At 63.3% G+C, this 25,943-nt stretch carries 26 protein-coding genes and 1 tRNA gene; 19 read left to right on the top strand and 8 right to left on the bottom strand.

Annotated elements, in window-relative coordinates; all coding sequences use genetic code 11:
• The first annotated feature begins 1 nt into the window (after position 1).
• From A0U93_RS13445 to galK, 5 genes are read left to right on the top strand one after another with little or no spacing between them, the layout of a single operon-like run.
• Entirely contained in the window at positions 2-640 is a 639-nt protein-coding gene (locus A0U93_RS13445) for a 2-dehydro-3-deoxy-6-phosphogalactonate aldolase (RefSeq protein WP_211274015.1), read from the top strand.
• Entirely contained in the window at positions 637-1,785 is a 1,149-nt protein-coding gene (dgoD, locus tag A0U93_RS13440; protein WP_077807777.1) for a galactonate dehydratase, read from the top strand. The genes A0U93_RS13445 and dgoD overlap by 4 nt, the downstream gene beginning before the upstream one ends.
• Positions 1,786-1,795: 10 nt before the next feature.
• Complete coding sequence (gene galE / locus A0U93_RS13435; protein ID WP_077807776.1) at positions 1,796-2,794, top strand: UDP-glucose 4-epimerase GalE; 999 nt, start codon at positions 1,796-1,798, stop codon at positions 2,792-2,794.
• Positions 2,791-3,828, top strand: coding sequence for a UDP-glucose--hexose-1-phosphate uridylyltransferase (locus A0U93_RS13430; RefSeq protein ID WP_077807775.1), 1,038 nt, complete (start codon positions 2,791-2,793; stop codon positions 3,826-3,828). Before galE ends, A0U93_RS13430 begins: the two co-directional genes overlap by 4 nt.
• On the top strand, positions 3,825-5,000 hold the full coding sequence (galK, locus tag A0U93_RS13425) for a galactokinase (RefSeq protein WP_077807774.1): 1,176 nt from the start codon (positions 3,825-3,827) through the stop codon (positions 4,998-5,000). Before A0U93_RS13430 ends, galK begins: the two co-directional genes overlap by 4 nt.
• On the opposite strand, the gene A0U93_RS13420 is transcribed toward galK, so the two are convergent.
• Entirely contained in the window at positions 4,925-5,920 is a 996-nt protein-coding gene (locus A0U93_RS13420) for a glycosyltransferase family 2 protein (RefSeq protein ID WP_077807773.1), read from the bottom strand. The genes galK and A0U93_RS13420 overlap by 76 nt on opposite strands.
• On the bottom strand, positions 5,910-6,233 hold the full coding sequence (locus A0U93_RS13415; protein ID WP_245824912.1) for a YggT family protein: 324 nt from the start codon (positions 6,231-6,233) through the stop codon (positions 5,910-5,912). The genes A0U93_RS13420 and A0U93_RS13415 overlap by 11 nt, the downstream gene beginning before the upstream one ends.
• 120 nt (positions 6,234-6,353) lie before the next feature.
• On the opposite strand from A0U93_RS13415, the gene A0U93_RS13410 reads away from it, so the two are divergent.
• Together A0U93_RS13410 and A0U93_RS13405 are read left to right on the top strand one after the other, a co-directional pair.
• Positions 6,354-6,429, top strand: a tRNA-Ala gene (locus A0U93_RS13410).
• Between the two features lie 159 nt (positions 6,430-6,588).
• Positions 6,589-6,795 carry a hypothetical protein gene (locus A0U93_RS13405; protein WP_077807772.1) on the top strand — a complete coding sequence of 69 codons (207 nt, stop codon included), beginning with the start codon at positions 6,589-6,591 and terminating at the stop codon, positions 6,793-6,795.
• A 56-nt stretch (positions 6,796-6,851) separates the two neighbouring features.
• Here A0U93_RS13405 and A0U93_RS13400 read toward each other — a convergent pair whose 3' ends face one another.
• Positions 6,852-7,787: an ROK family protein gene (locus tag A0U93_RS13400; RefSeq protein WP_077807771.1), complete on the bottom strand. Its 936-nt coding sequence runs from the start codon at positions 7,785-7,787 to the stop codon at positions 6,852-6,854.
• 155 nt (positions 7,788-7,942) lie between these two features.
• Between A0U93_RS13400 and A0U93_RS13395 the strand changes: the two genes are divergently transcribed.
• From A0U93_RS13395 to A0U93_RS13350, 10 genes are all read left to right on the top strand, one after another.
• Positions 7,943-8,212, top strand: coding sequence for a sulfurtransferase TusA family protein (locus A0U93_RS13395; RefSeq protein ID WP_077807770.1), 270 nt, complete (start codon positions 7,943-7,945; stop codon positions 8,210-8,212).
• A gap of 123 nt (positions 8,213-8,335) precedes the next feature.
• Positions 8,336-8,599: an exodeoxyribonuclease VII small subunit gene (locus A0U93_RS13390; protein ID WP_077807769.1), complete on the top strand. Its 264-nt coding sequence runs from the start codon at positions 8,336-8,338 to the stop codon at positions 8,597-8,599.
• Positions 8,596-9,519: a polyprenyl synthetase family protein gene (locus A0U93_RS13385; RefSeq protein ID WP_077807768.1), complete on the top strand. Its 924-nt coding sequence runs from the start codon at positions 8,596-8,598 to the stop codon at positions 9,517-9,519. The genes A0U93_RS13390 and A0U93_RS13385 overlap by 4 nt, the downstream gene beginning before the upstream one ends.
• Positions 9,520-9,523: 4 nt before the next feature.
• Positions 9,524-11,518 (top strand): 1-deoxy-D-xylulose-5-phosphate synthase, encoded by a 1,995-nt coding sequence (dxs, locus tag A0U93_RS13380; RefSeq protein WP_077807767.1) that lies wholly within the window; start codon positions 9,524-9,526, stop codon positions 11,516-11,518.
• Positions 11,518-12,273, top strand: a complete 756-nt coding sequence (locus A0U93_RS13375; RefSeq protein WP_077807766.1) for a TlyA family RNA methyltransferase — start codon at positions 11,518-11,520, stop codon at positions 12,271-12,273. Before dxs ends, A0U93_RS13375 begins: the two co-directional genes overlap by 1 nt.
• A gap of 91 nt (positions 12,274-12,364) precedes the next feature.
• Positions 12,365-13,600: a 23S rRNA (adenine(2503)-C(2))-methyltransferase RlmN gene (rlmN, locus tag A0U93_RS13370; protein ID WP_077807765.1), complete on the top strand. Its 1,236-nt coding sequence runs from the start codon at positions 12,365-12,367 to the stop codon at positions 13,598-13,600.
• A gap of 77 nt (positions 13,601-13,677) precedes the next feature.
• The gene (locus A0U93_RS13365; protein WP_077807764.1) at positions 13,678-14,907 is read left to right on the top strand and encodes an argininosuccinate synthase; all 1,230 of its coding nucleotides are present in this window, start codon (positions 13,678-13,680) and stop codon (positions 14,905-14,907) included.
• Between the two features lie 27 nt (positions 14,908-14,934).
• The gene (locus tag A0U93_RS13360; protein WP_077807763.1) at positions 14,935-15,426 is read left to right on the top strand and encodes an FKBP-type peptidyl-prolyl cis-trans isomerase; all 492 of its coding nucleotides are present in this window, start codon (positions 14,935-14,937) and stop codon (positions 15,424-15,426) included.
• On the top strand, positions 15,423-15,884 hold the full coding sequence (locus A0U93_RS13355) for a c-type cytochrome (RefSeq protein WP_077807762.1): 462 nt from the start codon (positions 15,423-15,425) through the stop codon (positions 15,882-15,884). Before A0U93_RS13360 ends, A0U93_RS13355 begins: the two co-directional genes overlap by 4 nt.
• A complete protein-coding gene (locus tag A0U93_RS13350) occupies positions 15,885-16,721 on the top strand; it encodes an EamA family transporter (RefSeq protein WP_077807761.1) in 837 nt (278 codons plus the stop codon).
• On the opposite strand, the gene A0U93_RS13345 is transcribed toward A0U93_RS13350, so the two are convergent.
• Positions 16,718-17,293 (bottom strand): thymidine kinase, encoded by a 576-nt coding sequence (locus A0U93_RS13345; RefSeq protein ID WP_245824911.1) that lies wholly within the window; start codon positions 17,291-17,293, stop codon positions 16,718-16,720. The two genes, A0U93_RS13350 and A0U93_RS13345, sit on opposite strands and share 4 nt — an antisense overlap.
• 69 nt (positions 17,294-17,362) lie before the next feature.
• Here A0U93_RS13345 and A0U93_RS13340 point away from each other — a divergent pair, with 69 nt between their 5' ends.
• Positions 17,363-17,854 (top strand): c-type cytochrome, encoded by a 492-nt coding sequence (locus A0U93_RS13340; RefSeq protein WP_245824909.1) that lies wholly within the window; start codon positions 17,363-17,365, stop codon positions 17,852-17,854.
• 12 nt (positions 17,855-17,866) lie between these two features.
• Here A0U93_RS13340 and A0U93_RS13335 read toward each other — a convergent pair whose 3' ends face one another.
• The 4 genes from A0U93_RS13335 to A0U93_RS13320 form a co-directional block, all read right to left on the bottom strand.
• Positions 17,867-18,259, bottom strand: coding sequence for an energy transducer TonB (locus A0U93_RS13335; protein WP_147150658.1), 393 nt, complete (start codon positions 18,257-18,259; stop codon positions 17,867-17,869).
• Positions 18,260-18,398: 139 nt separating this feature from the next.
• Complete coding sequence (gene clpB, locus A0U93_RS13330; protein ID WP_077807758.1) at positions 18,399-20,996, bottom strand: ATP-dependent chaperone ClpB; 2,598 nt, start codon at positions 20,994-20,996, stop codon at positions 18,399-18,401.
• A 99-nt stretch (positions 20,997-21,095) separates the two neighbouring features.
• Entirely contained in the window at positions 21,096-22,175 is a 1,080-nt protein-coding gene (locus A0U93_RS13325) for an aldo/keto reductase (protein ID WP_077807757.1), read from the bottom strand.
• Between the two features lie 48 nt (positions 22,176-22,223).
• Positions 22,224-23,771, bottom strand: a complete 1,548-nt coding sequence (locus tag A0U93_RS13320; RefSeq protein ID WP_169852649.1) for a hypothetical protein — start codon at positions 23,769-23,771, stop codon at positions 22,224-22,226.
• On the opposite strand from A0U93_RS13320, the gene A0U93_RS13315 reads away from it, so the two are divergent.
• Positions 23,706-25,910, top strand: coding sequence for a S9 family peptidase (locus A0U93_RS13315; protein WP_245824907.1), 2,205 nt, complete (start codon positions 23,706-23,708; stop codon positions 25,908-25,910). The two genes, A0U93_RS13320 and A0U93_RS13315, sit on opposite strands and share 66 nt — an antisense overlap.
• The last annotated feature ends 33 nt before the right edge of the window (positions 25,911-25,943 follow it).

Raw genomic sequence — 25,943 nt, 5'->3', positions numbered from 1 at the left:
GATGCTCGATTTCGATACTGCGCTCGCGGCCTGCCCGCTCATCGCCATCCTGCGCGGCGTCCGACCCGATGAGGTCGTTGCCATCGGCCATGAACTTGTCGATGCCGGATTCCGCCTGATCGAGGTGCCGATGAATTCGCCCTCGCCACTGGAAAGCATCGAAGCCCTGCAAAAGACTTTCGGCGATCGCGTCATGATCGGCGCCGGAACCGTGCTCAGCCCCGATGTGGTCGATCAGGTCGCCAGTATCGGCGGTCGCCTGATCGTCATGCCGCATGGCGATACGCGCGTTGTCACCGCCGCGCATCGGAAAGGACTGATCTGCACGCCCGGCGTCGCCACGCCGACCGAAGGTTTCGCTGCGCTGGCTGCGGGGGCCGCGGCGCTGAAGCTTTTCCCGGCCGAACAATCGTCGCCCGGCATTCTCAAGGCATGGCGCAGCGTCTTTCCCGTGGGTACGCGCTTCATCCCGGTTGGCGGCATCACGCCCGATAATATGGGACCCTGGCTGGAAGCGGGCGCGGCCGGGTTCGGCCTCGGCTCGGCTCTTTACCGCAAGGGCGACAGCGCCGCCGCCGTCGGCGAAAAAGCGCGTCGCTTCATCGCGGCCCTGAATACGAAACAAGGTGACGACGCATGAAAATCACGGCACTCAAAACCTATCAGGTTCCGCCACGGTGGCTGTTCGTCAAGATCGAGACGGATGAAGGCGTTTACGGCTGGGGCGAGCCGGTTGTGGAAGGACGCGCGGATACCGTGGCGGCCATGGTCGCGGAACTGGCCGATTATCTGGTCGGCAAGGACCCATTCCAGATCGAGGACCACTGGAATGTCATGTATCGCGGCGGCTTCTACCGTGGCGGCGCCATCCATATGAGCGCCATCGCTGGCATCGATCAGGCGCTTTGGGACTTGAAAGGCCGCGCCTTCAACGTGCCGGTCTGGCAGTTGCTGGGCGGCAAGGTGCGCGACCGCATCCGCGTCTATTCGTGGATCGGCGGCGACCGCCCGGCGGATACGGCAGCCGCCGCCAAGGCAGTCGTCGAGCGTGGCTTCACAGCCGTGAAGATGAACGGCACCGAAGAACTTCAGATGATCGACAGCCACAGGAAAGTGGACGAGGCGATTGCCCGCGTCGCCGCCATCCGGGAAGCGGTCGGCCCCTATATCGGCATCGGCGTGGATTTCCATGGTCGCGTGCATAAGCCGATGGCCAAGGTACTCGCCAGGGAACTGGACGCGTTCGACCTGATGTTCATCGAGGAACCTGTCCTCAGCGAGAACTTCGAAGCCCTGCCGGAGATCACCAAACATACGAACACGCCGATTGCACTCGGCGAAAGGCTGTTCTCCCGCTGGGATTTCAAGCGCATTCTCGAACAGGGCTGCGTCGATATCCTCCAGCCCGATCCGTCCCATTCCGGCGGGATCACCGAGACACGCAAGATCGCCGCGATGGCAGAGGCATACGACGTGGCGATCGCCCTGCACTGCCCCCTCGGCCCGATCGCGCTGGCAGCCAATCTGCAACTCGATGCCGTGTCCTACAACGCCTTCATTCAGGAACAGTCGCTCGGCATTCATTACAACCAGGGCAACGATCTGCTGGATTATATCCAGGACCGCGCCGTCTTCTCCTACACGGACGGTTTCGTAGCCATCCCCGATGGGCCGGGTCTGGGAATCGAGATCGATGAGGATTACGTTGCCGCCAAGGCCCGGGAGGGCCATCGTTGGCGCAACCCCGTCTGGCGTCATGCCGACGGTTCCGTTGCGGAGTGGTAGGAAGCAAGCAATGAAATGTCTTGTCACCGGCGGTGCCGGCTTCGTCGGCAGTCATGTCGCCATGAGCCTGCTGGACGCGGGCCACGACGTCACCGTGTTGGACGATCTCAGCACGGGCCATCGCGCCGCCGTGCCGCCGGGGGCACGCTTCCTGCACGTCGATCTCGCCGATGCGACCGCCACCGAGGAAGCCGTGGCCAGCGAACGGTGGGACGCCGTGCTACATTTCGCCGCCCTTTCCCTGGTCGGCGTCTCCATGCGCGAGCCGTTCCATTATCTGCGCCGCAACTACATCACCGCGCTGAACCTGATCGAGTCCTGCACCCGACATGGCGTCAAACGCTTTGTCTTCTCGTCGACCGCCGCCCTGTTCGGCGGCGACGACAGGCCACCGCCGATTGCCGATGACGCGCTCATCGACCCCGGCTCACCCTATGGCGAAAGCAAATTCTTCATCGAACGCGCGCTGGTCTGGGCGGATCGCATCTATGGCATGCACAGCGCCTGCCTGCGGTATTTCAACGCAGCCGGCGCCGATCCGAAAGGCCGCCTCGGCGAGGATCACCGGCCGGAGACGCATCTGATACCGCTGACGATCGACGCCGCGCTGGGTCGTCACCCCGGCCTCAAGCTGTTCGGCAACGACTATCCCACGCGGGACGGCACGTGCGTGCGCGACTATATCCATGTCACCGATCTGGCGGACGCCCATATCCGGGCCATCGGCCAACTCGATACGCGCTCCGTCACCTACAATCTTGGCAACGGCCTCGGCTTCACCAATCTGGAAGTCGTGCAGAGCGTCGAGCGAATCAGCGGCCGAAAGGTGCCCTGGGAATGGGCCGACCGCCGCCCGGGCGACCCGGCGGTGCTGGTGGCGGACGCCACCCGCCTGCGCCAGGAAACGGGCTGGAACCCGCAATATCAGAACCTCGACACCATCGTGGAAACGGCACTGCGCTGGCGCGAGGCCCATCCGCAGGGTTATGGAAACGACGCGGCATCATGACCGAATTCAACGCGGAGAACGATCCGCACCGGCGTTTCAATCCACTTTCCGGCAAGTGGGTGCTCGTCTCGCCGCATCGGGCGAAACGTCCATGGCAGGGCAAGCAGGAATCGCACCTGCGCCGCGCGCCAGTCCATCATGATCCGAGCTGCTATCTCTGTCCCGGCAATACGCGGATCAATGGCGTCGTCAATCCGGACTACACCGGCACATACGTCTTCACGAACGACTTCGCCGCCGTCATGCCGGATACGCCGCGCCCACCACCATCGGACGACCCGCTTTTCCGCATCTCCGGCGCACGCGGCACCAGCCGCGTCGTGTGTTTCTCGCCCGATCACAGCCTGACCCTGCCGCAACTCGATGTCCCTGCCATTGAGTGCGTGGTCAATGCCTGGTCCGAACAAAGCGCCGAACTGGGGCGCGATTACGTCTGGGTGCAGGTATTCGAAAACAAGGGCGAACTGATGGGGTGCTCCAACCCCCATCCACACGGCCAGATCTGGGCAACCGATTTCATCCCGAACGAGCCGCAGGCGGAAGACGACACGCAACGCGCCTATTTCGCGGAACATGGCCGCCCCATGCTGCTGGACCTTGTCGAACGGGAGTCCACGCTGGCGAAGCGGGTGGTCGTCGAGACCGAATCCTGGCTCGCTATCGTCCCCTTCTGGGCCGTATGGCCGTTCGAAACGCTGCTGCTGCCTCGCTTTTCCGTCAAACGCCTGCCGGATCTGACGGGGCCGCAACGCGCTGACCTCGCCCTCGCCCTGCAAAAGCTGACACGCCTCTACGACGCGCTGTTCGACGTCTCTTTCCCCTATTCCGCCGGCTGGCACGGCGCGCCGTTCGATGACCGCGACCCGACGCCTTGGCAGTTGCATGCGCATTTCTACCCCCCGCTCCTGCGCTCGGCGACTGTACGGAAATTCATGGTCGGCTATGAAATGCTGGCCGAAACGCAACGCGACCTCACGCCCGAGCAGGCAGCCGCCATGCTCCGCGCGCACGTCGGCAACGGAGAAGCGCCATGAGCGCGACGACGACTGATAACGATCCCGTCATCCGCGCCCGCCAGGGTTTCGAAGCGCATTTCGGCATGCCGCCGACGCTCGTCGTTCAGGCGCCGGGCCGCGTCAACCTGATCGGCGAGCACACCGACTACAACGACGGCTTCGTCCTGCCCTGCGCCATCGACTTCCGCACCGTCGTTGCCTTGCGACCACGTCAGGACGACGCGGTCGAGGTCATCGCTTTCGAACAGGACAAGGAGACCGACAGCTTCTCCATTACCGGCGAAATCGCCAGGACCGGCACGCATGGCTGGCAGGACTATGTCCGCGGCGCTTTCGAAATCCTGCGGCAGCGCGGCTATCCGCTGCGTGGCGTGCAACTGGCCATCACAGGCAATGTGCCGCAGGGCGCGGGACTGTCGTCCTCCGCCTCCCTTCTCGTGGCCATCATCACCGCCTGCAAGATCAGCGCCGATTTCGAGGGCCTCGATCCGAAGCAGGTGGCTGTCGCCGCCCGTGCCGTCGAGACCGACTATGTCGGCATCAAATGCGGCATCATGGACCAGATGATCTCGGCATGTGGTGAGGACGGCCATGCGCTGCTGATCGATTGCCGCTCGCTCGACATCCAGCCCGTCGCGCTCCATTCCGATCTGGCCGTGCTCATCGTGCACTCCGGCGTCAAACGCGGGCTTGTGGAAAGCGAGTACAACAAACGCCGGGAGGAATGCGAACGGGCGGCCTCGTTCCTCGGCGTGAAAGCACTGCGCGACGCCGACATGACCATGCTCACGGCCGTGCAGGGAGAACTGGACGATGTCGCATGGCGTCGCGCCCGGCATATCATCACGGAGAACCGCCGCGTTCTCGATGCCGTCTCCGTCCTGGGGAGCGGTGACACCCCGACCGTTCGCGCCCTGTTGCGCGCATCCCACGCCTCGATGCGCGATGATTTCGAGATCACCACACCGAAAATCGACGAACTTGTCGATATCGTGCAGGATGCCATCGGCGATGCCGGCGGGGCACGCATGACCGGCGGCGGCTTCGGCGGCTGCATCGTTGCCGTCCTGCGGCGGGACGCCCTGCCCCGCGCGCTCAAGGCGATCAGGATGCGCTACAAGACGCCAGACGGCACGCCCGCGCTGTGCTTCGCCTGCACGCCTTCCGCCGGCGCCGGAAGCGTCAGATAGGCCAGACGCCGTGCCTCGACCCGTGCCAGCGCCACGGTGTCGAGGATCAGGCCGCACACCATCGACAGCGCAGCAAGAATGACCAGCCCCATGGCCAGAACCGCGGTCGGCAGTCGGGGCACGAGATGCGTCTCCAGATACTCCGCCACGACCGGCGCACCGAGTCCGATCCCGACCGCGACCAGCACCAGTGCGCTGACGCCGAAAAAGAGCAGCGGTCTTTCCTGCTTCACCAGACGAACGATGAAATAGAGAATCCGGATTCCGTCCCGGTACGTGCGCAAAGCCGAAACCGACCCGGGCATCCGTTCGACGTAACGCGTCGGCACCTCGTCGATCGGCATATGCAGTTGCAGGGCGTGCACCGTGAGTTCCGTCTCGATCTCGAAACCCGATGACATGGCAGGAAAGGATTTCACGTAACGTCGCGAAAAAACCCGATAGCCGGACAACATGTCAGTCAAACGACGACCGAACAACAATGTCACCAACCCCGTCAGCACGCGATTGCCAAGCCGGTGACCACGCCGATAGGCAGCACTCTGGTCGCTGACGCGCGCGGCATTCAGCATGTCCAGCCCATCGGCCTGCGCCCGCTGCACAAGCACCGGGGCGACCGCGGCCTCATACGTCGCATCGCCGTCGATCAGGACATAGAAGTCGGCATCGATATCCGCGAACATGCGGCGCACGACATGCCCCTTGCCTTGCAGACGCTCCGTCCGGACGATGGCGCCCGCGGCACGCGCCACGTCGATTGTCGCGTCCTGGGAATTGTTGTCGTAAACATAAATGGCGGCGTCGGGTAAGGCGGTTCGGAGATCGTCAATGACGCGACCGATCGCGATGGCCTCGTTGTAGCAGGGAATCAGGACGGCAACCCGACATCCGGATGCAGTTCGGTTGGAATCAGGCCCCATGCATCGCCAGCATCACGAAAAGTCGCTGCAATCCTGGGACCAGGATATATTGCAGGACCAGCAGGACAACGAGCGGACTGAAATCCACCGCTCCCATCTGGGGCAGCATATTGCGCACTGGCGCCAATACCGGTTCGGTGATGCGGTTCAGAATATTCGCCACGCCATAGACGACGTTATTGCGTGGATCGAGGATGCCGAACGCCAGCAACATGCTGAACAGGCACGAGAGCAACAACGCCCAGGTGAACAGGTTAATCAGCAACAACAGCAGACGATAGATGTCGAAAAGCAGCAAAACGATGAACCTCAATGCTCAGGCGTATCAGCCCTGCGAGCCTACAACGCCGCGCAAATCGTCACAACTCGTCGCGCCACCCGTGAATCGTGGTTGACACGGCCGTACACACGTTTATTTATCGGCCCGCACTGTGGGGCTGTAGCTCAGATGGGAGAGCGCCTCGTTCGCAATGAGGAGGTCAGGGGTTCGATTCCCCTCAGCTCCACCATGGTGCTACTCCGCCAAAAACTCGCACGCGTTTATGTCAAAGCTCGTCCCGATGAACGGCGCGGGAACTTTGCCATGCGCCGATGTTTGACTCGCCTTCGACGCTCGAACGCCTGTTCGTCGTCGTGCTGACGGGTTCAGTCAGTCAAGGAGAGGCATCATGCTCGATCAACGCATTTACGCCAGCGGCAGCCAGACACCACCCTATCCGCCCGATATTCCACCGGACAGTCCGATCGTGCCTGACAATGGCGATACGGACGACGACTCCGAAGATTGGGAAGACGATGAGGAACTACCCGAAGACCCGGACGCCGCGCCGGTGACGGAGCAGCCGATCTATCCCGGTGAGAAGGAGCCGTTCTAACGATCGCGCCAGCCCGGCACTGCGCCGGGCTGGCAAACAGAAACAGCGATTGACCCTCAGGCCTCGACGTCCCACAGCCACGCCGCACCACGGACGCCGGAACTATCGCCGTGCTTGTTGCGCAGGATCGGCGTCGTGCAGGTCGGCGTGATGACATGGCGCGCCAGCAGCGGCGGCACGCGTTCGTAAAGCGAATCAAGATTCGACACGCCGCCACCCAGCACGATCGCATCCGGGTCGAGAAAGTTGATCGCCATGGCGCAGGCACGTGAGAAACGGTCCATATAGCGGTCCAGCGCCGCTTGCGCCGCCACATCGCCGTTGCGCGCCGCGTCCTCGATCCCGGCCGTGTTGCGATGGCCGCTACCTTTCCAGTCCTGCGCCAGGGCGGAGCCGCAAAGATAACGTTCCAGGCAGCCTTCATTACCGCAGAAGCATTTCGGCAGAGGAAATTCCTCGATCCGAAGCCACGGCAAAGGCACATGACCCCATTCGCCTGCGATTCGGTGTTTGCCCTCGATCAGTTTGCCGCCATGCACGATACCGGCCCCCATGCCGGTGCCGATGATGACACCCAGAACGGTCGTCGCACCCGCGCCCGCGCCATCGGACGCTTCGGAAAGTGCGAAACAGTTGGCATCGTTCTCCACGCGCACCGTGCGGTTCATCGCCGCATCGAGGTCCCGCCCGAATGGCTGATTGTTCAGCCACGTCGCATTGGCATTCTTGATAAGGCCGGTCTCGGGAGAAATCGAGCCCGGAATGCCAATTCCCAGAGTGGTCGTCCTGGCGTCGGACCGTGGCGTGTGGCTTGCGACCGCGCCCAGTCGCCCTTCCACGCTGGCCACCAGATCCCGCACCGCCAGAACGGCTTCATCGTAGATGCCGGGATTGGGCACGCGCTCGCGCAGGATCAACTCTCCTGCGCGATCCAGAACCGCGATTTCGATCTTCGTGCCGCCGAAATCGATGCCGAGGCGATAATCTGCCATGCCCTGCCTTGCTTCTCTACCAATGCCGCTGAAAAGCGGTCCGTGTTGCAAATTCGCCGCATGATGCGACAGAGTGGCGCCGGAGGGAACACCCTGCCCCATCACCAATATGTACGAAGCTTGGCCCACGCGCCGCACACGCGCATAATCCTACAATGAATACGACGCCAAACGAAACGCTGCTGGACGTGCGGGGCCTGAGCTGCCCCCTCCCCGTTCTCAAGGCAAACCGGGCATTGCGCGACCTTCCCGCAGGGCACCGTCTGCGCGTGCTGGCGACGGACCGCGCAAGCGTCGCGGATTTCCAGTCCTTCTGCCGGGAGACCGGCCATGCCCTCGTCGCATTCGGTGAGGAAGGGGCCATCCTGTCCTTCGTCATCCGCCGCAAATCGCCCGCGACAGCCGTCGACGTGACAACTTCGTGACAAAGCTTGCGACGTTGGGCTTGGAGAATATCCCGACAAGGGCTATCCCTCCGATCCAATTCGGCCACGCCTTGCGCTGGCCGGTCCGTAATTCTGTGGCGAAGTGAAACGGCGACCGCTTTGATGAAAGACGATATCGCACAACTCTCGTTCGAAGACGCCCTGTCGGAGTTGGAGAAGATCGTGCGCGGCCTGGAGGGCGGCCAGATGAAGCTGGAAGACGCCATCAGCGCCTACGAACGCGGTGCGGCACTGCGCCGTCATTGCGACACAAAACTGGGTGAGGCCGAAATGCGCGTGCGGGCCATCATCGCGCATGACGACGGCACCACCGATACCGCCCCCATGCCCGACAGGGACGAGCCGAACACGGGAGCCACGAGATGAGCGACAACATAACCGCAAGCGACATCGCCTCCGCGAAGGCGCTCGCGCAGTCTCTGGGCCAGGCGGCGCAGGCTATCGAGGAGACGATCGACGCCCTCCTGCCCCCCGTGCCGGGAGACGAGTCGGTGCTGATCGATGCCATGCGCTATGCCACGCTCGGCGGCGGCAAGCGCATGCGCGGCTATCTCGTGACGGAGGTAGCCGCCATTTTCGGCGCGGATGCCGCCAGCGCCCTGCGCGTCGCGGCATCGGTCGAGATGCTGCATGCCTATAGCCTGGTGCATGACGATCTGCCGGCCATGGACGATGACGATCTTCGTCGCGGCCGTCCCTCGACCCATCGGCAGTTCGACGAAGCCATGGCGATCCTGGCCGGTGACGCCCTACAGACCAGCGCTTTCGAAATCCTGGCCGATGGCGCAACGGATCCTGACCCCGCCATCCGCGTGGCACTGGTGACGGCCCTCGCCCAGGCATCGGGCGCCGCCGGCATGGTCGGCGGGCAGGTCATCGACATCCGTGGCGAAGGACGCGCCCTCCCGCTCGATCAGGTGCGTCGCCTGCATGCCCTGAAGACCGGCGCGCTGATCCGCTACGCCGCCGAGGCCGGCGCCATCCTCGGTCGTGCCTCCGCCAGCGATCGCGCCGCCATCCATGCTTATGGACGCGATCTCGGCACGGCATTCCAGGTTGCGGACGACGTGCTGGATGCCACGGCCAGTGCCGAGGAACTGGGCAAGACCGCCGGAAAGGACGAGGCCGCGGGCAAATCGACCTACGTGTCCCTGCTGGGCATCGACGGCGCGCGCGAGGAAGCGCGCCGCCTTTCCCTGCGGGCCATGGATTCGCTGACCGCTTTCGGCGCACGCGCCGCATCGTTAAGGGCGCTGGCACAATACGTCGTCGAGCGCAGGAACTGAGAGAATGAGCAACAACAGCCAGAACGACGCGCCCATTCCCACCATGGGCCGCTATCCGATCCTCGACCGCGTGACGCTGCCGGCCGATCTCCGCAATTTCTCGCCCGACCAGCTGAAGCAACTGGCCGAGGAACTTCGTGCCGAGACGGTCGATGCCGTCTCCACGACGGGCGGTCATCTCGGCGCATCGCTGGGCGTCGTCGAACTGACCGTTGCGATGCACGCCGTTTTCGATACGCCAGACGACCGCATCATCTGGGACGTCGGCCATCAGGCCTATCCGCACAAGATCCTGACCGGCCGCCGCGACCGGATTCGCACCCTGCGCCAGCCGGGCGGCCTGTCCGGCTTCACGCGCCGTTCGGAGAGCGAATACGACCCGTTCGGTGCCGCCCATTCCTCGACTTCAATCTCGGCGGGCCTCGGCATGGCCGTGGCGCATCACCTGCGCGCCGAAGAGGACCCGAGCTACAAGGAACGCAATGTCATCGCCGTGATCGGCGATGGATCGATTTCCGCTGGCATGGCCTACGAGGCCATGAACAACGCGGCAGTCGCCGGTCCGGGCGCGGGTCGCCTGATCGTGATCCTCAACGACAACGAGATGTCGATCGCGCCGCCCGTCGGCTCGATGTCGAACTACCTGTCGCGCCTGATGTCGTCGCAGAAGTTCCTCAGCCTGCGTGACCTGGCCGGCAAGGTGGTCAAGCGCCTGCCGCCGAAATTCGAGCGGACGGCCAAGCGCGCCGAGGAACTGACGCGCGGCATGATTACTGGCGGCACGCTGTTCGAGGAACTCGGCTTCTATTACGTCGGCCCCGTGGACGGCCACGACATGAGCCAGCTCGTCCCGATCCTGCGCAACCTGCGCGATGCGGAAGACCAGGGCCCGATCCTGCTCCATGTCATCACCGAGAAGGGACGCGGCTACAAGCCCGCCGAGTCGGCCGGCGACAAGTATCACGCCGTCAGCCGCTTCAACGTCGTGACCGGCGAACAGAAGAAGGCCCCCGCCGGGCCGCCGAGCTACACGTCCGTATTCGCGCGCGAACTGCTGAATCGCGCCACGACGGACGACAAGATCGTGGCGATCACCGCCGCGATGCCCTCGGGCACGGGCCTCGACAAATTCGCCAAGGCGTATCCCGATCGCTTCTTCGACGTCGGCATCGCGGAGCAGCATGCCGTGACCTTCGCCGCCGGCATGGCGTCGGAAGGCCTGCGCCCCTTCTGCGCGATCTATTCGACCTTCCTGCAACGGGCCTACGATCAGGTCGTGCATGACGTCGCGTTGCAGAACCTGCCGGTGCGCTTCGCCATCGATCGCGCCGGTCTGGTCGGCGCGGATGGCGCAACCCATGCCGGCTCGTTCGACCTGAACTATCTGTGCTGCCTGCCGAACATGACCGTCATGGCGCCTGCCGATGAAATCGAACTGACGCACATGACCGCCACCGCTTGCGTGTATGATGACGGCCCGATTGCCGTACGTTACCCGCGCGGCAGCGGCACCGGGCTTGACCTGCCGGAAAAGGGCGAGATTCTCAAGATCGGCAAGGGCCGTATCGTCCGCGCCGCCAATCGCGCGTCAGGACAGAAAGGCGGCATTGCCATCCTCTCCCTCGGCACCCGTCTGGCCGAGTCGCTCAAGGCCGCCGATCAGTTGTCCGCTCAGGGCTTTGCCGTCACCGTCGCGGATGCACGTTTCGCCAAGCCGATCGACAAGGCGCTGGTGGAGCAACTCGCCCAGCAGCATGACGTGCTGATCACCATCGAGGAAGGCGCCGTCGGCGGCTTCAGCGCGCTGGTGGTCCAGCATCTGGCGGAAACCGGACTGCTCGATCAGGTCAAGTTCCGTCCGATGGCACTGCCGGACGTCTATATCGACCACAACAACCCGGATGTTCAGTACGATCAGGCCGGGCTGACGGCGCGCCACATCGTCACCAACGCAGCGGGCGCGCTGGGTGTCGACATCGCGGCGCAGCAATCGGCCTGATGGCCAAGAAACGCGTCGATCAGCTCCTGGTGGATCGCGGGCTCGTCGAAAGTCGCACCCGTGCGCAGGCGCTGATCCTCGCCGGTCTTGCCTATAGCGGCGACCGGCGCGTCGCCAAGGCCGGCGATACCCTGCCTGAAGACGCGCCCCTTTCATTGCGCGGGCAAGATCACCCCTGGGTCTCGCGCGGCGGCCTCAAGCTGGCCCATGCCATCGAACATTTCGGTCTCGACGCGACGGGAGGCACCTGCATCGATGTCGGCGCCTCCACAGGGGGGTTCAGCGATGTCTTACTGACAAACGGTGCCGCCAAGGTCTTCGCCGTCGATGTCGGCCACGGACAGCTTGCGTGGAAATTGCGGTCCGATCCCCGTGTGGTCGTCATGGAAAAGACCAATGCGCGCGCCCTGACGGCTGAACAGATCCCGGACCCCATCGATATTGTTGTCTGCGATGCGAGCTTCATCGGACTACGCACGGTCCTGCCCGCGGCGTTGTCCCTCTGCCGTCCCGGCGGCTGGGCGGTCGCGCTTATCAAACCGCAATTCGAAGCCGGGCGAGCGGAAATCGGCGCGAAGGGCGTCGTGCGCGATGCGTCCGTACACGAGCGCGTCTGCGCCGAAATTGAGACATGGTGGCGCAACCTTCCCGGATGGTCGGTGCTGGGCATCGAGGCCAGCCCGATCACCGGCCCCGAGGGCAACCGGGAATTCCTGATCGCCGCGCGTCGGCAGGGGGACGATACACCGGCGTGACACCCGCCACCGTCCATGAGTCTCGACCTGGCGGCATTTCCCCGATTTCTCTTGCATTTCTTGCGCCCGGACATGCTATGCCTCCGCCGCCATGAACGCCGTGACCCACCCGACTGCCCGCCCCCGGATCAATACCGCGCCCGATCTCAATGCGGACGAGCGCGAGCGCATCCGCGCGAAAGCCGCGCTTTTTGCGCCACCCCCCGCCATGCTGCCGGACGGGCGGCGCGATCTGGTCGGCCTCTCCCGTGAGGAAATCATCTCGGAACTGGCGGAGATCGGTGAAAAGCCATTCCGGGCCAAGCAGTTATGGCACTGGATCTATCATCAGGGTGCGACCGACTTCGCGCGGATGAGCAGCATCGCCCGGCCCTTGCAGGAAAAGCTCGCAGCACGTTTCGTGGTCGGCCGCCCGGGGATCACGACCGAACAGACGTCCACTGACGAGACGCGCAAGTGGCTCTTCCACTTCCGCGACGGGCAGGAGGCGGAAACCGTCTATATCCCGGACCGTCGCGAAGATCGCGGCGCGGTCTGCATCTCCTCGCAGGTCGGCTGCACGCTTTCCTGCACGTTCTGCCATACCGGCACGCAGAAGCTGGTGCGCAATCTCGGAGCGGCGGAAATCGTCGGCCAGTTCATGGCCGCGCGTGACAGCTACAATGAGTGGCCAAGCCCCAAGGGCGACACGCCGCGCCTGCTGTCCACCATCGTGCTGATGGGCATGGGCGAACCGCTCTACAATTACGACAACGTCGCCAAGGCGATGCGCATCATCATGGACGGCGAAGGCATTGCCCTCTCCCGCCGCCGCATCACGCTCTCCACATCCGGCGTGGTGCCGATGATGGACCGATGCGGCGAGGAACTCGGCATCAACCTCGCCATTTCGCTCCACAGCGTCCGCAACGACCTGCGTGACGAGATCGTGCCCCTGAATCGCAAATATCCGATCGAGGAACTGATGGAGGCCTGCCGGCGCTACCCGGCGGCTTCCAACGCGCGACGCATCACTTTCGAATACATCATGCTGCGAGGCGTGAACGACAGCGAAGCGGAAGCGCGCGACCTCGTGCGGCTGATCCGCGGCATTCCGGCGAAGGTCAATCTGATCCCGTTCAATCCCTGGCCCGGCTCGGACTTCAAGCCGTCGACCAGGGAGCAACTGGCCAGGTTCGCCAAGATCGTCATGGATGCCGGCTTCGCCTCGCCGATCCGCATGCCACGCGGCCGCGACATTCTGGCCGCCTGCGGACAGCTGAAAACGGAAAGCCAACGGGCGCGGCGCGCGGAAAATGCCGCTTCGGAAGACGCATCGCCCGTCTGACCTTGTTCCCTGCGGAAACAGGATGCTAGGAACGGCAGGCGTTTTTCAATCATCGCATTCAAGAGGAATACGGTCGGATGACTGCCCGAGACGTCAAGAAAGTTGTTCTCGCCTACTCGGGCGGGCTGGATACCTCCGTCATCCTCAAATGGCTGCAAACGGAATATGGCTGTGAGGTCGTGACCTTCACGGCCGATCTCGGCCAGGGCGAGGAACTCGAACCCGCGCGGAAGAAAGCCGAGATGTTCGGCGTCAAGGAGATCTTCGTCGAAGATCTGCGCGAGACGTTCGTCAAGGACTTCGTTTTCCCGATGTTCCGCGCCAACACGCTGTATGAAGGCCAGTATCTGCTGGGCACCTCCATCGCGCGCCCCCTGATCGCCCAGCGTCAGATCGAAATCGCCGAGATGGTCGGCGCCGATGCCGTCGCCCATGGCGCCACCGGCAAGGGCAACGACCAGGTCCGTTTCGAACTCGGCTATTACGCGCTGAAGCCGGACGTCAAGGTCATCGCGCCATGGCGCGAATGGGATCTGACCTCCCGCACCAAGTTGCTGGCGTTCGCCGAGCAGAACCAGATCCCCGTCACCAAGGACAAGCGCGGCGAAGCGCCGTTCTCGGTCGATGCCAATCTGCTGCACTCCTCTTCAGAAGGGAAAATCCTCGAGGATCCCGCCGTCGCGCCGGATGAGATCGTCTTCCAGCGCACGATCTCACCCGAAGCCGCACCGGACGTGGCGACCGAGATCACTATCGATTTCCATCACGGCGACCCGGTGGCACTGAACGGCGAAACCCTTTCGCCCGCGACGCTGCTGACACGCCTGAACAAGCTGGGCCGCGATAACGGTATCGGCCGTCTCGATCTCGTCGAAAACCGGTTCGTCGGCATGAAATCGCGCGGCATCTACGAAACGCCAGGCGGCACGATCCTGCTGGCCGCGCATCGCAACATGGAGTCCATCACGCTGGACCGCGAAGCGGGCCATCTGAAGGACAGCATCATGCCCCGCTATGCGGAGCTGATCTATAACGGTTTCTGGTTCTCGCCGGAGCGCCGGATGCTCCAGGCGCTGATCGACACGAGCCAGCATTCCGTCAACGGTCGCGTGCGTCTCAAGCTCTACAAGGGCAATGTGATCTGCATCGGGCGCGAAAGCCCGAACAGCCTCTACGACACCCGCGTCGTCACGTTCGAGGAAGACGAAGGCGCCTATAACCAGATCGATGCGCAGGGCTTCATCAAGCTCAACGCGCTGCGTCTGCGCCTTGGCGGCCAGATCGGCCGCACAGGCGGCGCGCTCTGACGATATTGCCGGGGGGAAAGAACGCCGATGTCACGCTATAAAAGCCTTTTCGCGCGCCTGTCGCTCGCCGGGGCGCTTCTGGCCCTCTCCGCCTGCGGTGGGGAGAAGGAAGCACCGGAACTGACACCTGCACAGTTCATGGCGAAAATGCGCGCCGAGCCGGGCGTGCAGACCCTGCCCGACGGCCTGGCCTACAAGGTCGTGAAGTCCGGTCCCAAGGATGGCGACTCGCCGCATAAAGGCCAGATGATGATGCTGATCTATGAAGGACGCCTGCCCGATGGCGGCATCTTCGACAGCTCGGATCAGCATGGCAACGGCGCGTATATGCAGATGCCGCTGGACGGTCTCGTGAAAGGCTGGATGGAGGCCCTGCCGATGATGCATGTCGGCGATACGTGGATGCTCTACGTGCCGCCCGAACTCGGTTATGGCAAGCGCTCCATGGGCATCATTCCGCCCAACAGCCCGCTTGTCTTCAAAATCCAGCTTCTGGGGGTCGGCGGCGCGGAGGAGTGAGGCCTTCCGCTACATTCACCGCCGTCCTGACCCTGACCCTGTTGCTCTCCGGCTGTGGCAAACAGCCGCCGGGACGGCGCCTTTACGGACCGAACTGCGGCATATGCCACCATGGCGGGGCCGGCCTGCCGGGTGAAATTCCGCCGTTGGTCGACCGTCTGGACGTCATCGCCCAAACGCCCGAAGGACGGCGCTATCTGGCCGATGTCATGCTCAACGGCCTGGCCGGCCCCATCATGGCCAACGGCGAGAAATACAATTTCGGCATGCCGAGCTTTCGCCGTCTGGACGACCAGCAGATCGCCCTGATCCTGAACTGGCTGATCGCGCGGGGCGAGACGAAACCCGCGCCCGTCATGACGCCCCACGATATCGCCGAAGCCCGCAAGCATCGCCTCGACCCGCAATCCACGCATAAGGAACGCGACCAACTCAGTCGAATACAACCCGTTCCCTGAATGTCCGCGCTCACCTTTCTCCTGCTCATGATCGGTGCGGCGCTTCATGCCATCTGGAACGCCCTGATACGCGGCGCGAAAGACCGCATTGCCACGACCATGGCGGTCGCCGGTGGATCGGCCCTGTTCGCTGCGGTTGTCCTGCCGTTTCTGAAACAGCCTGCATCGGCGAGCTGGATTTTCCTGGCGCTCTCCACGGGAATTCATCTCGTTTCGTATAGCCTCGTCGCCCGGGCCTATCATGTCGCGGACATGACGCAGGTTTATCCCCTGATGCGCGGGACCGCCCCCCTGCTGACCGCCATCATCGCCATCCTCTGGCTCCACGACATCGTGCCGCCGCTTTCCTGGGCGGGCATTGTCGCCACCAGCATCGGCGTGGGCATCCTCGTTTTCGCCCGCCATCAGGACTGGAACCGGCGTGGCCTGTTCTATGCTCTGGCCAATGCGGTAACGATCGCCGCCTATTCGGCCGTCGATGGCGCCGGTGTGCGACAATCGCAGGCACCCGCTGCGTATGCCTTATGGGTCTTCCTCTGCACCGGGCTCATCCTGTGCGCCTTTTCCCTCACACAGCATGGAGAATGCTTCGGCCGACGCCTGAAGGAGAACTGGTGGCGCGGTCTGGTCGGCGGTACGGGAAGCGCCCTTTCCTACGGCATCGCACTCTGGGCCATGACCCGGGTGCCGATCCCTGTCGTCTCCGCGGCGCGCGAATGCTCCATTGCTTTCGGCACGCTGATTGCCGTGCTCTTCCTCAAGGAACGGATGAACGCATCACGCCTGCTTGCCACCGGCATGATCGTGCTCGGCGCCGTGATCCTTCGCCTTGCCTAGGCACCCTCGGGTGTCGTCCAGTGCGCATCGCAACGCGCCTCATACAACTCGCCGTCGCCCGTCTCCAGTACCTGGCCGGTCTCCCGTTTCTTCGCGGTCCACCGTGCCGGCGCATCGCAGACATGGCAGCGCGCTTCCAGACGGCATACGCGATCGGCGGCCGCCATCAATCGCCGCGTGATGTCGAAGGGCTTGCGCAGGTAGTCGGTATCCAGTCCGCCGACGGTGAGGTGCAAGCCGGCTGCCCGTGCCGCCAGAATATCCGCCACGGCATCACCGGCATAAAAGGGCGGCGCCAGGAAATGGACCTCGTCGATGATGGCATGCGCATAATCCCGCGCGTCCCGGGGCCATTCGGAGACGGAACGCGCCGGCAGACGGCTGCCTTCGCGGCTATGAAGAAACGCGCCGGAGCGTGTGTCGAAAGCCGGCGCCAGATTAAGCGTCGAGGCATGCTTCTTCGACTCGGCGATGAGATGCGCCGATTTCCCCGCGAACATCGGCCCTGCAATGACGACGAGTTTTCCACACGACATATCTGATCCCGACCCGAAAGCGCGCGAAGAAAGCATGATTCGGCACCTGATGCGACCGGCAATCGGTCCTTGCGAAGATGCGGCAAGACGTGTCTGTTACATAGCATGAGATTTCCGCTCGTCGATCGGTCGCTTCGCCTCCCCCTGATCCTGGCGCTGGCCATGGTCGGCGTTTTCATCATCAACCGAAACCATGCCAATCGCGATCTGGGCTTCCGCGATTATGGGGAGCAATGCGGAATCTGCCATCATGGCGGCAGGGGCCAGGCGGCTGAAACACCGCCGCTTTTCGGTCGCATCGATCAGATCGCCGACTCCCCGGAAGGCAAGCATTACATCATCGACGTGCTGCTGAACGGTCTCAGCGGTCCGATCACCGCCACTGGGCAGACATTTTCCTGGTCCATGCCCGCCTTCAACCGGCGAAGCGACGAGGAAATCGCACGCATCCTGACATGGGTCGCCCGTCAGGGTCATATGAGCGATCCCCCCGTCTTCACAGCCGCCGACATCGCCGCGCAACGCCGTCATCCGCGCTCGTCCGAAGAGGTGCACGACGAGCGCGAACATCTGGACGCGACTCACCCGCTGCCATAGGGCGCGCCGATATCAGGGGTGATCGAAATCCGGTGCCGGACGGGAAATCGCATAGTTCAGATGCAGGATATGCTGTGGATCGGACGTCGGCGCGCCATCAAGCGTCGCAGGCCGATAACGTAGCTGCCAGCACCAGTTCAGCGCGGATCGGTCGAAGTCATGATTCGTCGTCGAAACGATCCGGCAGGTCGTCGGCACGCCGGTAGCATCGATATCCGTCGCCAGCAGAAGCCGGGCACTTTCCTTTCTGGCCAAAGCCGCAACCGGATAACCCGGTCTGAAATGGGTGATGATCCGTGCCTCGTGCCGTTTCGGCGTGTCTGAATGACCATCGGTGCCGTTCGTTCCAGCACAAGCTGCCACAATAAGGCCGGTCAGAAGAAGCCACCCGGAAAAACGATGCATGGCATTCACCTTCACCAGTATGTCGTTTCAATAACACACTGTTTTCCGGACGCGTCATGAACCCGTTGCGACAGCAGAAATAAAAAAGGCGCGCCCCACTGGAGCGCGCCCTGGCGTGAAGCTAGATGTTCGCCGAACCTCAGCTTACGGTCCGGCCATCGATCTTGAGCCCCTTGTCGTCGGCTGCAACATCGACCGTCTCACCATCATGAATGGTGCCGTCCAGCAACAGACCGGCCAGCGGGTTCTGCAAGCTACGCTGGATCACACGCTTCAACGGACGGGCACCGTATACCGGATCGTATCCCTCCTCCGCCAGCCAGTGCGTCGCGGATGGTTCCAGTTTCAGCGTGATCTTCCGATCGGCAAGCAACCCGCGCAGACGCCCAAGCTGGATATCGACGATCTTGTCCATGTCCACACGTTGCAGACGCGAGAACAGGATGATCTCGTCCAGACGGTTCAGGAACTCGGGACGGAAATGATTCCGCACCACCGCCATGACCTGCGCCGTCACGAGTTCCGGCGCTTCACCCTCCGCCTGCTGCGCCAGAATGTCGGAGCCGAGATTGCTGGTGAGCACGATGATCGTGTTGCGGAAGTCCACCACGCGACCCTGCCCATCCGTCAACCGCCCGTCGTCGAGCACTTGCAGCAGGACATTGAAGACGTCCTCATGCGCCTTCTCGACCTCGTCGAACAGAATGACCTGATACGGGCGACGTCGAACCGCTTCGGTCAGCACGCCACCTTCCTCATATCCGACATAACCCGGCGGCGCACCGATCAGCCGCGCAACCGCGTGCTTCTCCATGAACTCACTCATGTCGACGCGCAGCATGGCGCGATCGTCATCGAACAGGAACTGCGCCAGCGCCTTGGTCAGCTCGGTCTTGCCCACGCCGGTCGGCCCGAGGAACAGGAACGAACCGATGGGGCGGTGCGGGTCCTGCAACCCTGCCCGCGCCCGCCGCACGGCGTCGGAAACGGCCTTGAGCGCATCCTCCTGCCCGACAACCCGCTTGCGCAGTTCGTCCTCCATCCGCAGCAGCTTGGCACGCTCGCCTTCCAGCATCCGGTCCACCGGAACACCGGTCCAGCGCGAGACGACCGAGGCCACGCCCTGATCGGTCACGGAATCCGCGAACAGCCCTGCGCTATCGGCCGCTTCCTGCTCGGCTTCCTGCGCGGTGTTGATCTGCTTCTCCAGCCCAGGGATCGTCGAATACATCAGCTCGGATGCCTTCGCCAGATTACCCTGACGCTGGGCAACCTCGATTTCCGAGCGGGCCGTATCCAGTTGCTCCTTCAGCTTTTGGATCGCATTCACACGGTCTTTCTCCGCGTGCCATGCGGCACCCATGCTGTCCGACTGCTCCTGAAGGTCCGCCAGTTCGACTTCCAGCCGCTCCAGTCGCTCCTTGCTGGCCGTATCGTCCTCCTTGCGGATCGCCTCACGTTCGATCTTCAGCTGGATGATACGCCGATCCAGCTCGTCCAGCGCTTCCGGCTTGCTGTCGATCTGCATCCGCAAACGGCTCGCCGCCTCGTCGATCAGGTCGATCGCCTTATCCGGCAGGAAGCGGTCGGTGATGTAGCGGTTGGACAGCGTCGCTGCCGCCACCAGCGCGTTGTCGGTGATGCGAACGCCATGATGGAGTTCGTATTTCTCCTTGATGCCGCGCAGGATCGAAATCGTATCGGCGACCGACGGCTCACCCACGAAGACCGGCTGAAACCGGCGGGCCAGCGCCGCATCCTTTTCGATGTATTTACGATACTCATCCAGCGTCGTGGCGCCCACGCAGTGCAACACACCACGCGCCAGTTCCGGCTTGATGAGATTGGATGCGTCCATGGCGCCATCGGAGCGCCCCGCACCGACAAGCGTATGCATCTCGTCGATGAACAGGATGATCTGCCCTTCGGCGCTTTCGATCTCCTTCAGAACAGCCTTCAGGCGTTCCTCGAACTCGCCGCGGTATTTCGCACCGGCCACCAGCGCGCCCATATCGAGCGAAAGCAGCTTCTTGTTCCGCAACGCTTCGGGCACGTCGCCATTGACGATGCGTAACGCCAGCCCTTCGACGATTGCCGTCTTGCCGACACCCGGCTCGCCGATCAGGACCGGATTGTTCTTCGTGCGGCGCGCCAGAACCTGGATCGTGCGACGAATCTCCTCGTCTCGCCCGATCACGGGGTCCAGTTTCCCGGCCTGCGCAACGGCTGTCACATCACGGGCATATTTTTTCAACGCATCGAACCCGGCCTCGGCATTCGCGCCGTCGACCGTGCGCCCCTTGCGGATCTGCGCGATGGCGCGCTCAAGGGCATCCGCCGTGGCCTTGCCTTCGACCAGTGCCTGTCCGGCGGGCGTCTTGCTGGCCGCGATCGCAACCAGCAGGCGATCCTGCGCGACATGGCTATCGCCCGCCTTCTGCGCCGTCTGTTCCGCGCTATCCAGCAAACGCACGAAATCCGGCGTTGCCTGCGGCTGTCCGGCACCGCCACCCTGCACTTTCGGCAGCTTCGCCAACGCCGCATCGTTCGCCCGGCGCACGATGGCCGGATCGCCACCGGCTGCGCGGATCAGGCCGGAAGCAGCCCCTTCCTCATCATCCAGCAGGGCCTTGAGCAAATGCTCCGGCGTCAGTTGCTGATGGTAATCCCTCAACGCAATCGTCTGCGCTGCCTGCAAGAAGCCACGGCTGCGCTCGGTGAATTTCTCGATATCCATACATCCATCTCCCTTCTGCCCCGTTATGGCGGCAAAATCGCCTGCGACCGCCCCTCAAAGGCAACGGTCGCCGGCTTCGTTGTTACATAAGATGGTGTATCATTTCCGCTTCGCAAGGGCTTTGTCATAGCGCAAAGCCGGATCGTACAGGACCCGATCCGCTGCCGAGAACCGTGCCGCCGCCGTGCTCTTCTGGTGCCAGTGCGGATAGATCATCTCCAGCGCGCTGACATCCTCAAGACGCTGGACTTCCTCCTGCTTCAGATGCAGCGTCGCCGCCGCCAGATTATCGAGCAGCTGCGTTTCCTTCCGCGCCCCCAGAACGAGCGAAGTCACACCCGGCCTGTTCATCGTCCATGCGAGCGCGACGCGCGCGGGCGAGCAGTCATGCGCCTCGGCGATCTCCACCAGCACCTCGACCGTATCGTAGAGTTTTTCGATATTGCGCACGTGCGGCTCGTCCCACCCCTCGATGCGCCGCGAGTCCTCGGGCGGCGTTACGCCACGGCGATATTTGCCGCTTAACAGGCCACATGCCAGCGGACTCCAGACCTGAACGCCAAGGCCCTGATCCACCGCCAGCGGCAGCAGTTCATACTCGGCGTCACGCGCCTCCAGCGTATAATAGATCTGCTGCGAAACCGGGGCGATCAACCGGTCGCGTTCCGCCACGGACAGCGCCTTCATCGCCTGCCAGCCGCTGAAATTCGAAATTCCGGCATAGCGGATCTTCCCCTGTTGCCGGAGCGTCTCCAGCGCGGCCAGGGACTCCTCCAGCGGCGTCAGACCGTCCCACTCATGCAGATAATAGAGATCGATATGATCGCGGCCGAGGCGCTTCAGGCTCGCTTCGCAGGCGGCGATGAGATGATAGCGCGACAGGCCTTCGCCGTTCGGGCCGTCATCGGTGCGGAAACGCGCCTTGGACGTCACCAGAACCTCCTGGCTGCGATCCTTCAGCGCCGCACCGGTGATCTCCTCGGCCAGACCGCCGGAATAGGCATCCGCCGTGTCGAACATGTTCACGTCGTGATCGATGCAGATGTCGATCATCCGTCGCGCTTCCGTGACGTCCACATTGCCGGTCTTGGCGAAATTCCCAGTGCCCCCAAACGTGACGCTGCCGAAATTCAATGCGGAAATGCGCAGGCCGGAACGACCAAGCTGACGATACTGCATTATCGAACTCCTTTGTCACAAAACTTTGCCGTAACGGCAAACTCCCTTTCAAAGGTCTTGGTTGCCTTGAAAATCACGCCTTCTGTAAACCCGATAGCCGTAAACGCCCGGCGCATCCCATAGCGCCACGTAACGATCGGCGAGTTTCCGGCAGATATCGGCCATATCGCCGCTCGACGGGCACAGTGTCCGACCGGCGATCACAAATCGCGGCGCATAATCCAGTTCGTGCGAATAATAGGCCGCCGCCCCTGTCCCGTACAATCGGCGGACATGCTCAGGAAACAGGAAACGGCCTTGCGAACGCAGATGCGCCAGAGCGAACGGCACGTGAGACGCCTCGATATCCAGCACCGGCTCATTACCGATCGCCTCGTGAAGAGCGGCAATATCGAGCTTCGCCAGCTGCCGTGCCAGAACGACATTATGATGCGTGTCATGATAAAGGCCGATGACGCTCAGCACCCCCAGAGGGAGAAGCCGCCACCGCGTCCCGCCCTGCCCGGCAGGCGACAAACCCATCATCAGCACGACCGGCGCCAGAACCAGCAGGAAATAATGGGCGAACGGATAGCCCGAGGCCAGGCACGCCACGATGCCGCCTGCCGCCCAGGCGCGCAACAGCCCCGCACGGCGATCCCCGACCCGTTGCATCAGGACTGGCGACACGCACCCCATCCACAAGGCGAACCAGCATACCGTCTTCAGGCGCGCCCCCGAGGAGGCGCCGTAATGATGAAGATAGCGGTGTTGCAGATCGAAATAATCCCGCGCCGCATGCAGGTCGAACAGATATGGCAGGAGCGGCACTCCCAATCCCGCGACACCTCCCAGAAGAAGGATGCCTCCACGCCGGAATCCTTGACCGCACGTCACCAGCGCATAGACGATCGGTAGCAGCAGCGCCGGCGCGGCGAGATAATTCACCTCCACCGCCAGACCGGCAAGAAAACCGCCGAGCAGCACCATGCGTCCATTTTCATGCGTCAGGCAGATCACGCATGCGAACATGAGCGGCAGATATGCCAGTTCGGCATTGCCGGACAAAACGCCGAACGGCGCGCCCAACACCACAAGACCGAGCCATGTCCGGCCGAAGTCGAGTCCCCAACCGCGCGCCAGCGCCGCCATGATCGTCACGGCCGCCAATGCGAAAAGCGTGTACGTGCCGAGGGGAAGCGGCAGCAGCACATTCCAGGCACCGTAAATGGCATAAAGTCCGATCGGTTTGTGATCGAACACGGCGCCATAAGGCAGCACACCCTGGGTCACCAGCGGCTGGCCGATCATGGTGTAGAGCAGTGTGTCCTGATCGGCGAAGGGCAGCCGCAGATAGCTGATGACGTAAGCCAGCAACACCGCAGCGCCGAACGCCACGGCGCACCATCGCCACATCGGCCCATCCCGGAAATGCACCCGCAAACGCATCTCTCCGACATATCGGCTTGGAAATGTTTCGTCAAAAACCAGCTGCTTCTTGCGCCCCGCCGCCATGGCGTCATGATATCGCAACGACTTACGGGAGATATCATGCCAACCGGCCTTTTCCGCCGCGCCCTCATCGCGACCACCGCCGCCATGCCGCTTTTCGCACATGCCGCTCCAGCCACCGATCCGGCCCGAACCTGTTTCGCCGACCTTGCCGTCACCCGGAATGGAACACTCGGCCTGGCACGCAACGCCGAACTCACACCGGACGGCAAGGCCGCGCTGTTCCTGCGCAGCGGCCCGCGCGATACGACGCTGCATCTCTACCGTTTCGATCTCGCCGATCACAGCACGCATGAACTGGGCGGCACCGGGGACGCACCGGAGCACCTGTCCGTCGAGGAAAAAGCCCGTCGCGAACGCGCGCGCCAATCGCTCTCCGGCATCACGGCGTTCGACATCACACCGGACGGTCGCACCGCCATCGCAACACGCGGCGGCCAGATCCTGCAGATCGACATTGCTTCCGGCGCGACCAAACCCGTTCCCGGCGAATGGATCGCGCCCCGCCTTTCGCCCGATGGCAGGACATTGGCCGTGGTCAGGAACGACGACCTCTATACGCTCGACCTCGCCACGTCGCAGACCAGACGCCTGACCACGGGCGGCACGGCGGATATGACGCACGGCCTGGCGGAATTCGCCGCCGCCGAGGAATTGCAGCGGCCGGACGGCACATGGTGGTCGCCGGACGGCAGCACCCTTCTTTACGAGGAAGCGGACAGCCGCAACGTCGAGAAGCATTTCATCGCCAACCCGGAACACCCGCAAACGCAACCGGTCGATTTCCGTTACCCCCGAGCAGGCACCGACAACGCCAGGCTGCGCCTTGGCCTCGTCGCCGCACAAGGCGGTACGACACGCTGGGTCGATTGGGATTCAAATGCCTATCCCTATCTGGACCGCGTCGTCTGGCGCAAAGACGGGGGACTGTTCGTTCTCGTCGCCAACCGGGCCGAAAACAGCGAGAAACTGCTAAGCGTCGATCCCCGCACCGGCAGGACCGCCACGCTGCTGACCGAGAACGACACGGCCTGGCTCGATCTGACGCCGTCGGAAGGCAGCGGGGGCCTGTCATTGCCCTATGCCCTGCCGGATGGCCATTTCCTCTGGGCCGCACAACGCAGCGCGCATTGGCAACTCGAACTCCACAAACCTGACGGTACGCTCGAACGCGTGCTGACACCGCAGACGACGCCCTTCGTCTCATTGCTGGATGTCGACCCCGCCCGGCATAGCGCCGTCATCGGCGCGGATCCTTCCCGCATCGACACGCAACTCCTGCGCCTGGACTGGCAGACAGGCCAGATCACGCCGCTCGTCATCACGCCCGGGCGACATGGCGCCCATTTCACGAAGGATCTGGACAGCGCCTTCGTCGATAGCGCCAACACCGCGGATGGCGTGCGCGCCACGCATATCGTCGATGCCACCGGCCAGACCGTGGCAACCCTGCCGGACGTCGCCGAGCCGCTACCTTTCTCCCTGCATACAACCTTCACGCAGGCGGGTCCGCTGAATCTCGACGCCCTGATCGTGCGGCCGCAGAACTTCCGCGCCGGGCATCGCTATCCGGTCATCCTCTCGGTCTATGCCGGGCCGGGATACAAGCAGGTCAACCATACACCCGCCAGTTACGCCGAAGACCAATGCCTTGCCGATCACGGCTATATCGTCGTCTCCCTCGATGGACGCGGCACGCCCGGACGGGATCACGATTTCGAACGCGCCACGAAGAACAACCTGATCGACCTCCCGCTTCAGGATCAGGTCGATGGCCTGCGCGCGCTCGGCAAGCGCTTCCCCGAATTCGACATGAGTCGCGTCGGCGTCTACGGCTGGTCCTTCGGCGGTTATTTCACGGCCATGGCGACCATTCGCCGCCCCGACGTGTTCAAGGCGGGCGTCGCCGGCGCGCCGCCGGTCGATTTCGCGGATTACGACACCGCCTATACCGAGCGCTTCCTCGGCACGCCGCAGGACGATCCGGAAGGCTATCGCAAGAGCAACGTCCTCACCTATGCCGACCAGCTCGCGCGTCCCCTGCTCATCATGCACGGCATCACGGACGACAACGTCTATTTCGAAAACACGATGAAACTGACGCAGGCACTCCTCAAGAACGGCAAATCCTACGATCTGCTCCTGCTTCCCGGCACCCATATGCTGACCGACCCAACCCTGCGCCAGCGCGTGGACCAGGCACGTGAGGCCTATTTCGCCAAGGTGCTTCGTCCCGCAAACTGATCGCGGTTTCGTGAGGTCGGGCAACCTCCGGAG

Origin of the sequence: Neoasaia chiangmaiensis (assembly GCF_002005465.1) — a bacterium.
GTDB classification, from domain to species: Bacteria; Pseudomonadota; Alphaproteobacteria; order Acetobacterales; family Acetobacteraceae; genus Neoasaia; species Neoasaia chiangmaiensis.
Note: the sequence above shows the minus strand (reverse complement) of the source record. Positions and strands in the feature narration are given on the sequence as shown.

Coding starts and splice junctions, on each gene's coding strand:
- A0U93_RS13445 (WP_211274015.1), top strand. CDS start 2: ATGCTCGATTTCGATACTGCGCTCGCGGCCTGCCCGCTCATCGCCATC.
- dgoD (WP_077807777.1), top strand. CDS start 637: ATGAAAATCACGGCACTCAAAACCTATCAGGTTCCGCCACGGTGGCTG.
- galE (WP_077807776.1), top strand. CDS start 1,796: ATGAAATGTCTTGTCACCGGCGGTGCCGGCTTCGTCGGCAGTCATGTC.
- A0U93_RS13430 (WP_077807775.1), top strand. CDS start 2,791: ATGACCGAATTCAACGCGGAGAACGATCCGCACCGGCGTTTCAATCCA.
- galK (WP_077807774.1), top strand. CDS start 3,825: ATGAGCGCGACGACGACTGATAACGATCCCGTCATCCGCGCCCGCCAG.
- A0U93_RS13420 (WP_077807773.1), bottom strand. CDS start 5,920: ATGGGGCCTGATTCCAACCGAACTGCATCCGGATGTCGGGTTGCCGTC.
- A0U93_RS13405 (WP_077807772.1), top strand. CDS start 6,589: ATGCTCGATCAACGCATTTACGCCAGCGGCAGCCAGACACCACCCTAT.
- A0U93_RS13400 (WP_077807771.1), bottom strand. CDS start 7,787: ATGGCAGATTATCGCCTCGGCATCGATTTCGGCGGCACGAAGATCGAA.
- A0U93_RS13395 (WP_077807770.1), top strand. CDS start 7,943: ATGAATACGACGCCAAACGAAACGCTGCTGGACGTGCGGGGCCTGAGC.
- A0U93_RS13390 (WP_077807769.1), top strand. CDS start 8,336: ATGAAAGACGATATCGCACAACTCTCGTTCGAAGACGCCCTGTCGGAG.
- A0U93_RS13385 (WP_077807768.1), top strand. CDS start 8,596: ATGAGCGACAACATAACCGCAAGCGACATCGCCTCCGCGAAGGCGCTC.
- dxs (WP_077807767.1), top strand. CDS start 9,524: ATGAGCAACAACAGCCAGAACGACGCGCCCATTCCCACCATGGGCCGC.
- A0U93_RS13375 (WP_077807766.1), top strand. CDS start 11,518: ATGGCCAAGAAACGCGTCGATCAGCTCCTGGTGGATCGCGGGCTCGTC.
- rlmN (WP_077807765.1), top strand. CDS start 12,365: ATGAACGCCGTGACCCACCCGACTGCCCGCCCCCGGATCAATACCGCG.
- A0U93_RS13365 (WP_077807764.1), top strand. CDS start 13,678: ATGACTGCCCGAGACGTCAAGAAAGTTGTTCTCGCCTACTCGGGCGGG.
- A0U93_RS13360 (WP_077807763.1), top strand. CDS start 14,935: ATGTCACGCTATAAAAGCCTTTTCGCGCGCCTGTCGCTCGCCGGGGCG.
- A0U93_RS13350 (WP_077807761.1), top strand. CDS start 15,885: ATGTCCGCGCTCACCTTTCTCCTGCTCATGATCGGTGCGGCGCTTCAT.
- A0U93_RS13345 (WP_245824911.1), bottom strand. CDS start 17,293: ATGCTTTCTTCGCGCGCTTTCGGGTCGGGATCAGATATGTCGTGTGGA.
- A0U93_RS13340 (WP_245824909.1), top strand. CDS start 17,363: ATGAGATTTCCGCTCGTCGATCGGTCGCTTCGCCTCCCCCTGATCCTG.
- A0U93_RS13335 (WP_147150658.1), bottom strand. CDS start 18,259: ATGCATCGTTTTTCCGGGTGGCTTCTTCTGACCGGCCTTATTGTGGCA.
- clpB (WP_077807758.1), bottom strand. CDS start 20,996: ATGGATATCGAGAAATTCACCGAGCGCAGCCGTGGCTTCTTGCAGGCA.
- A0U93_RS13325 (WP_077807757.1), bottom strand. CDS start 22,175: ATGCAGTATCGTCAGCTTGGTCGTTCCGGCCTGCGCATTTCCGCATTG.
- A0U93_RS13315 (WP_245824907.1), top strand. CDS start 23,706: ATGCCAACCGGCCTTTTCCGCCGCGCCCTCATCGCGACCACCGCCGCC.
- A0U93_RS13320 (WP_169852649.1), bottom strand. CDS start 23,771: ATGTGCGAAAAGCGGCATGGCGGCGGTGGTCGCGATGAGGGCGCGGCG.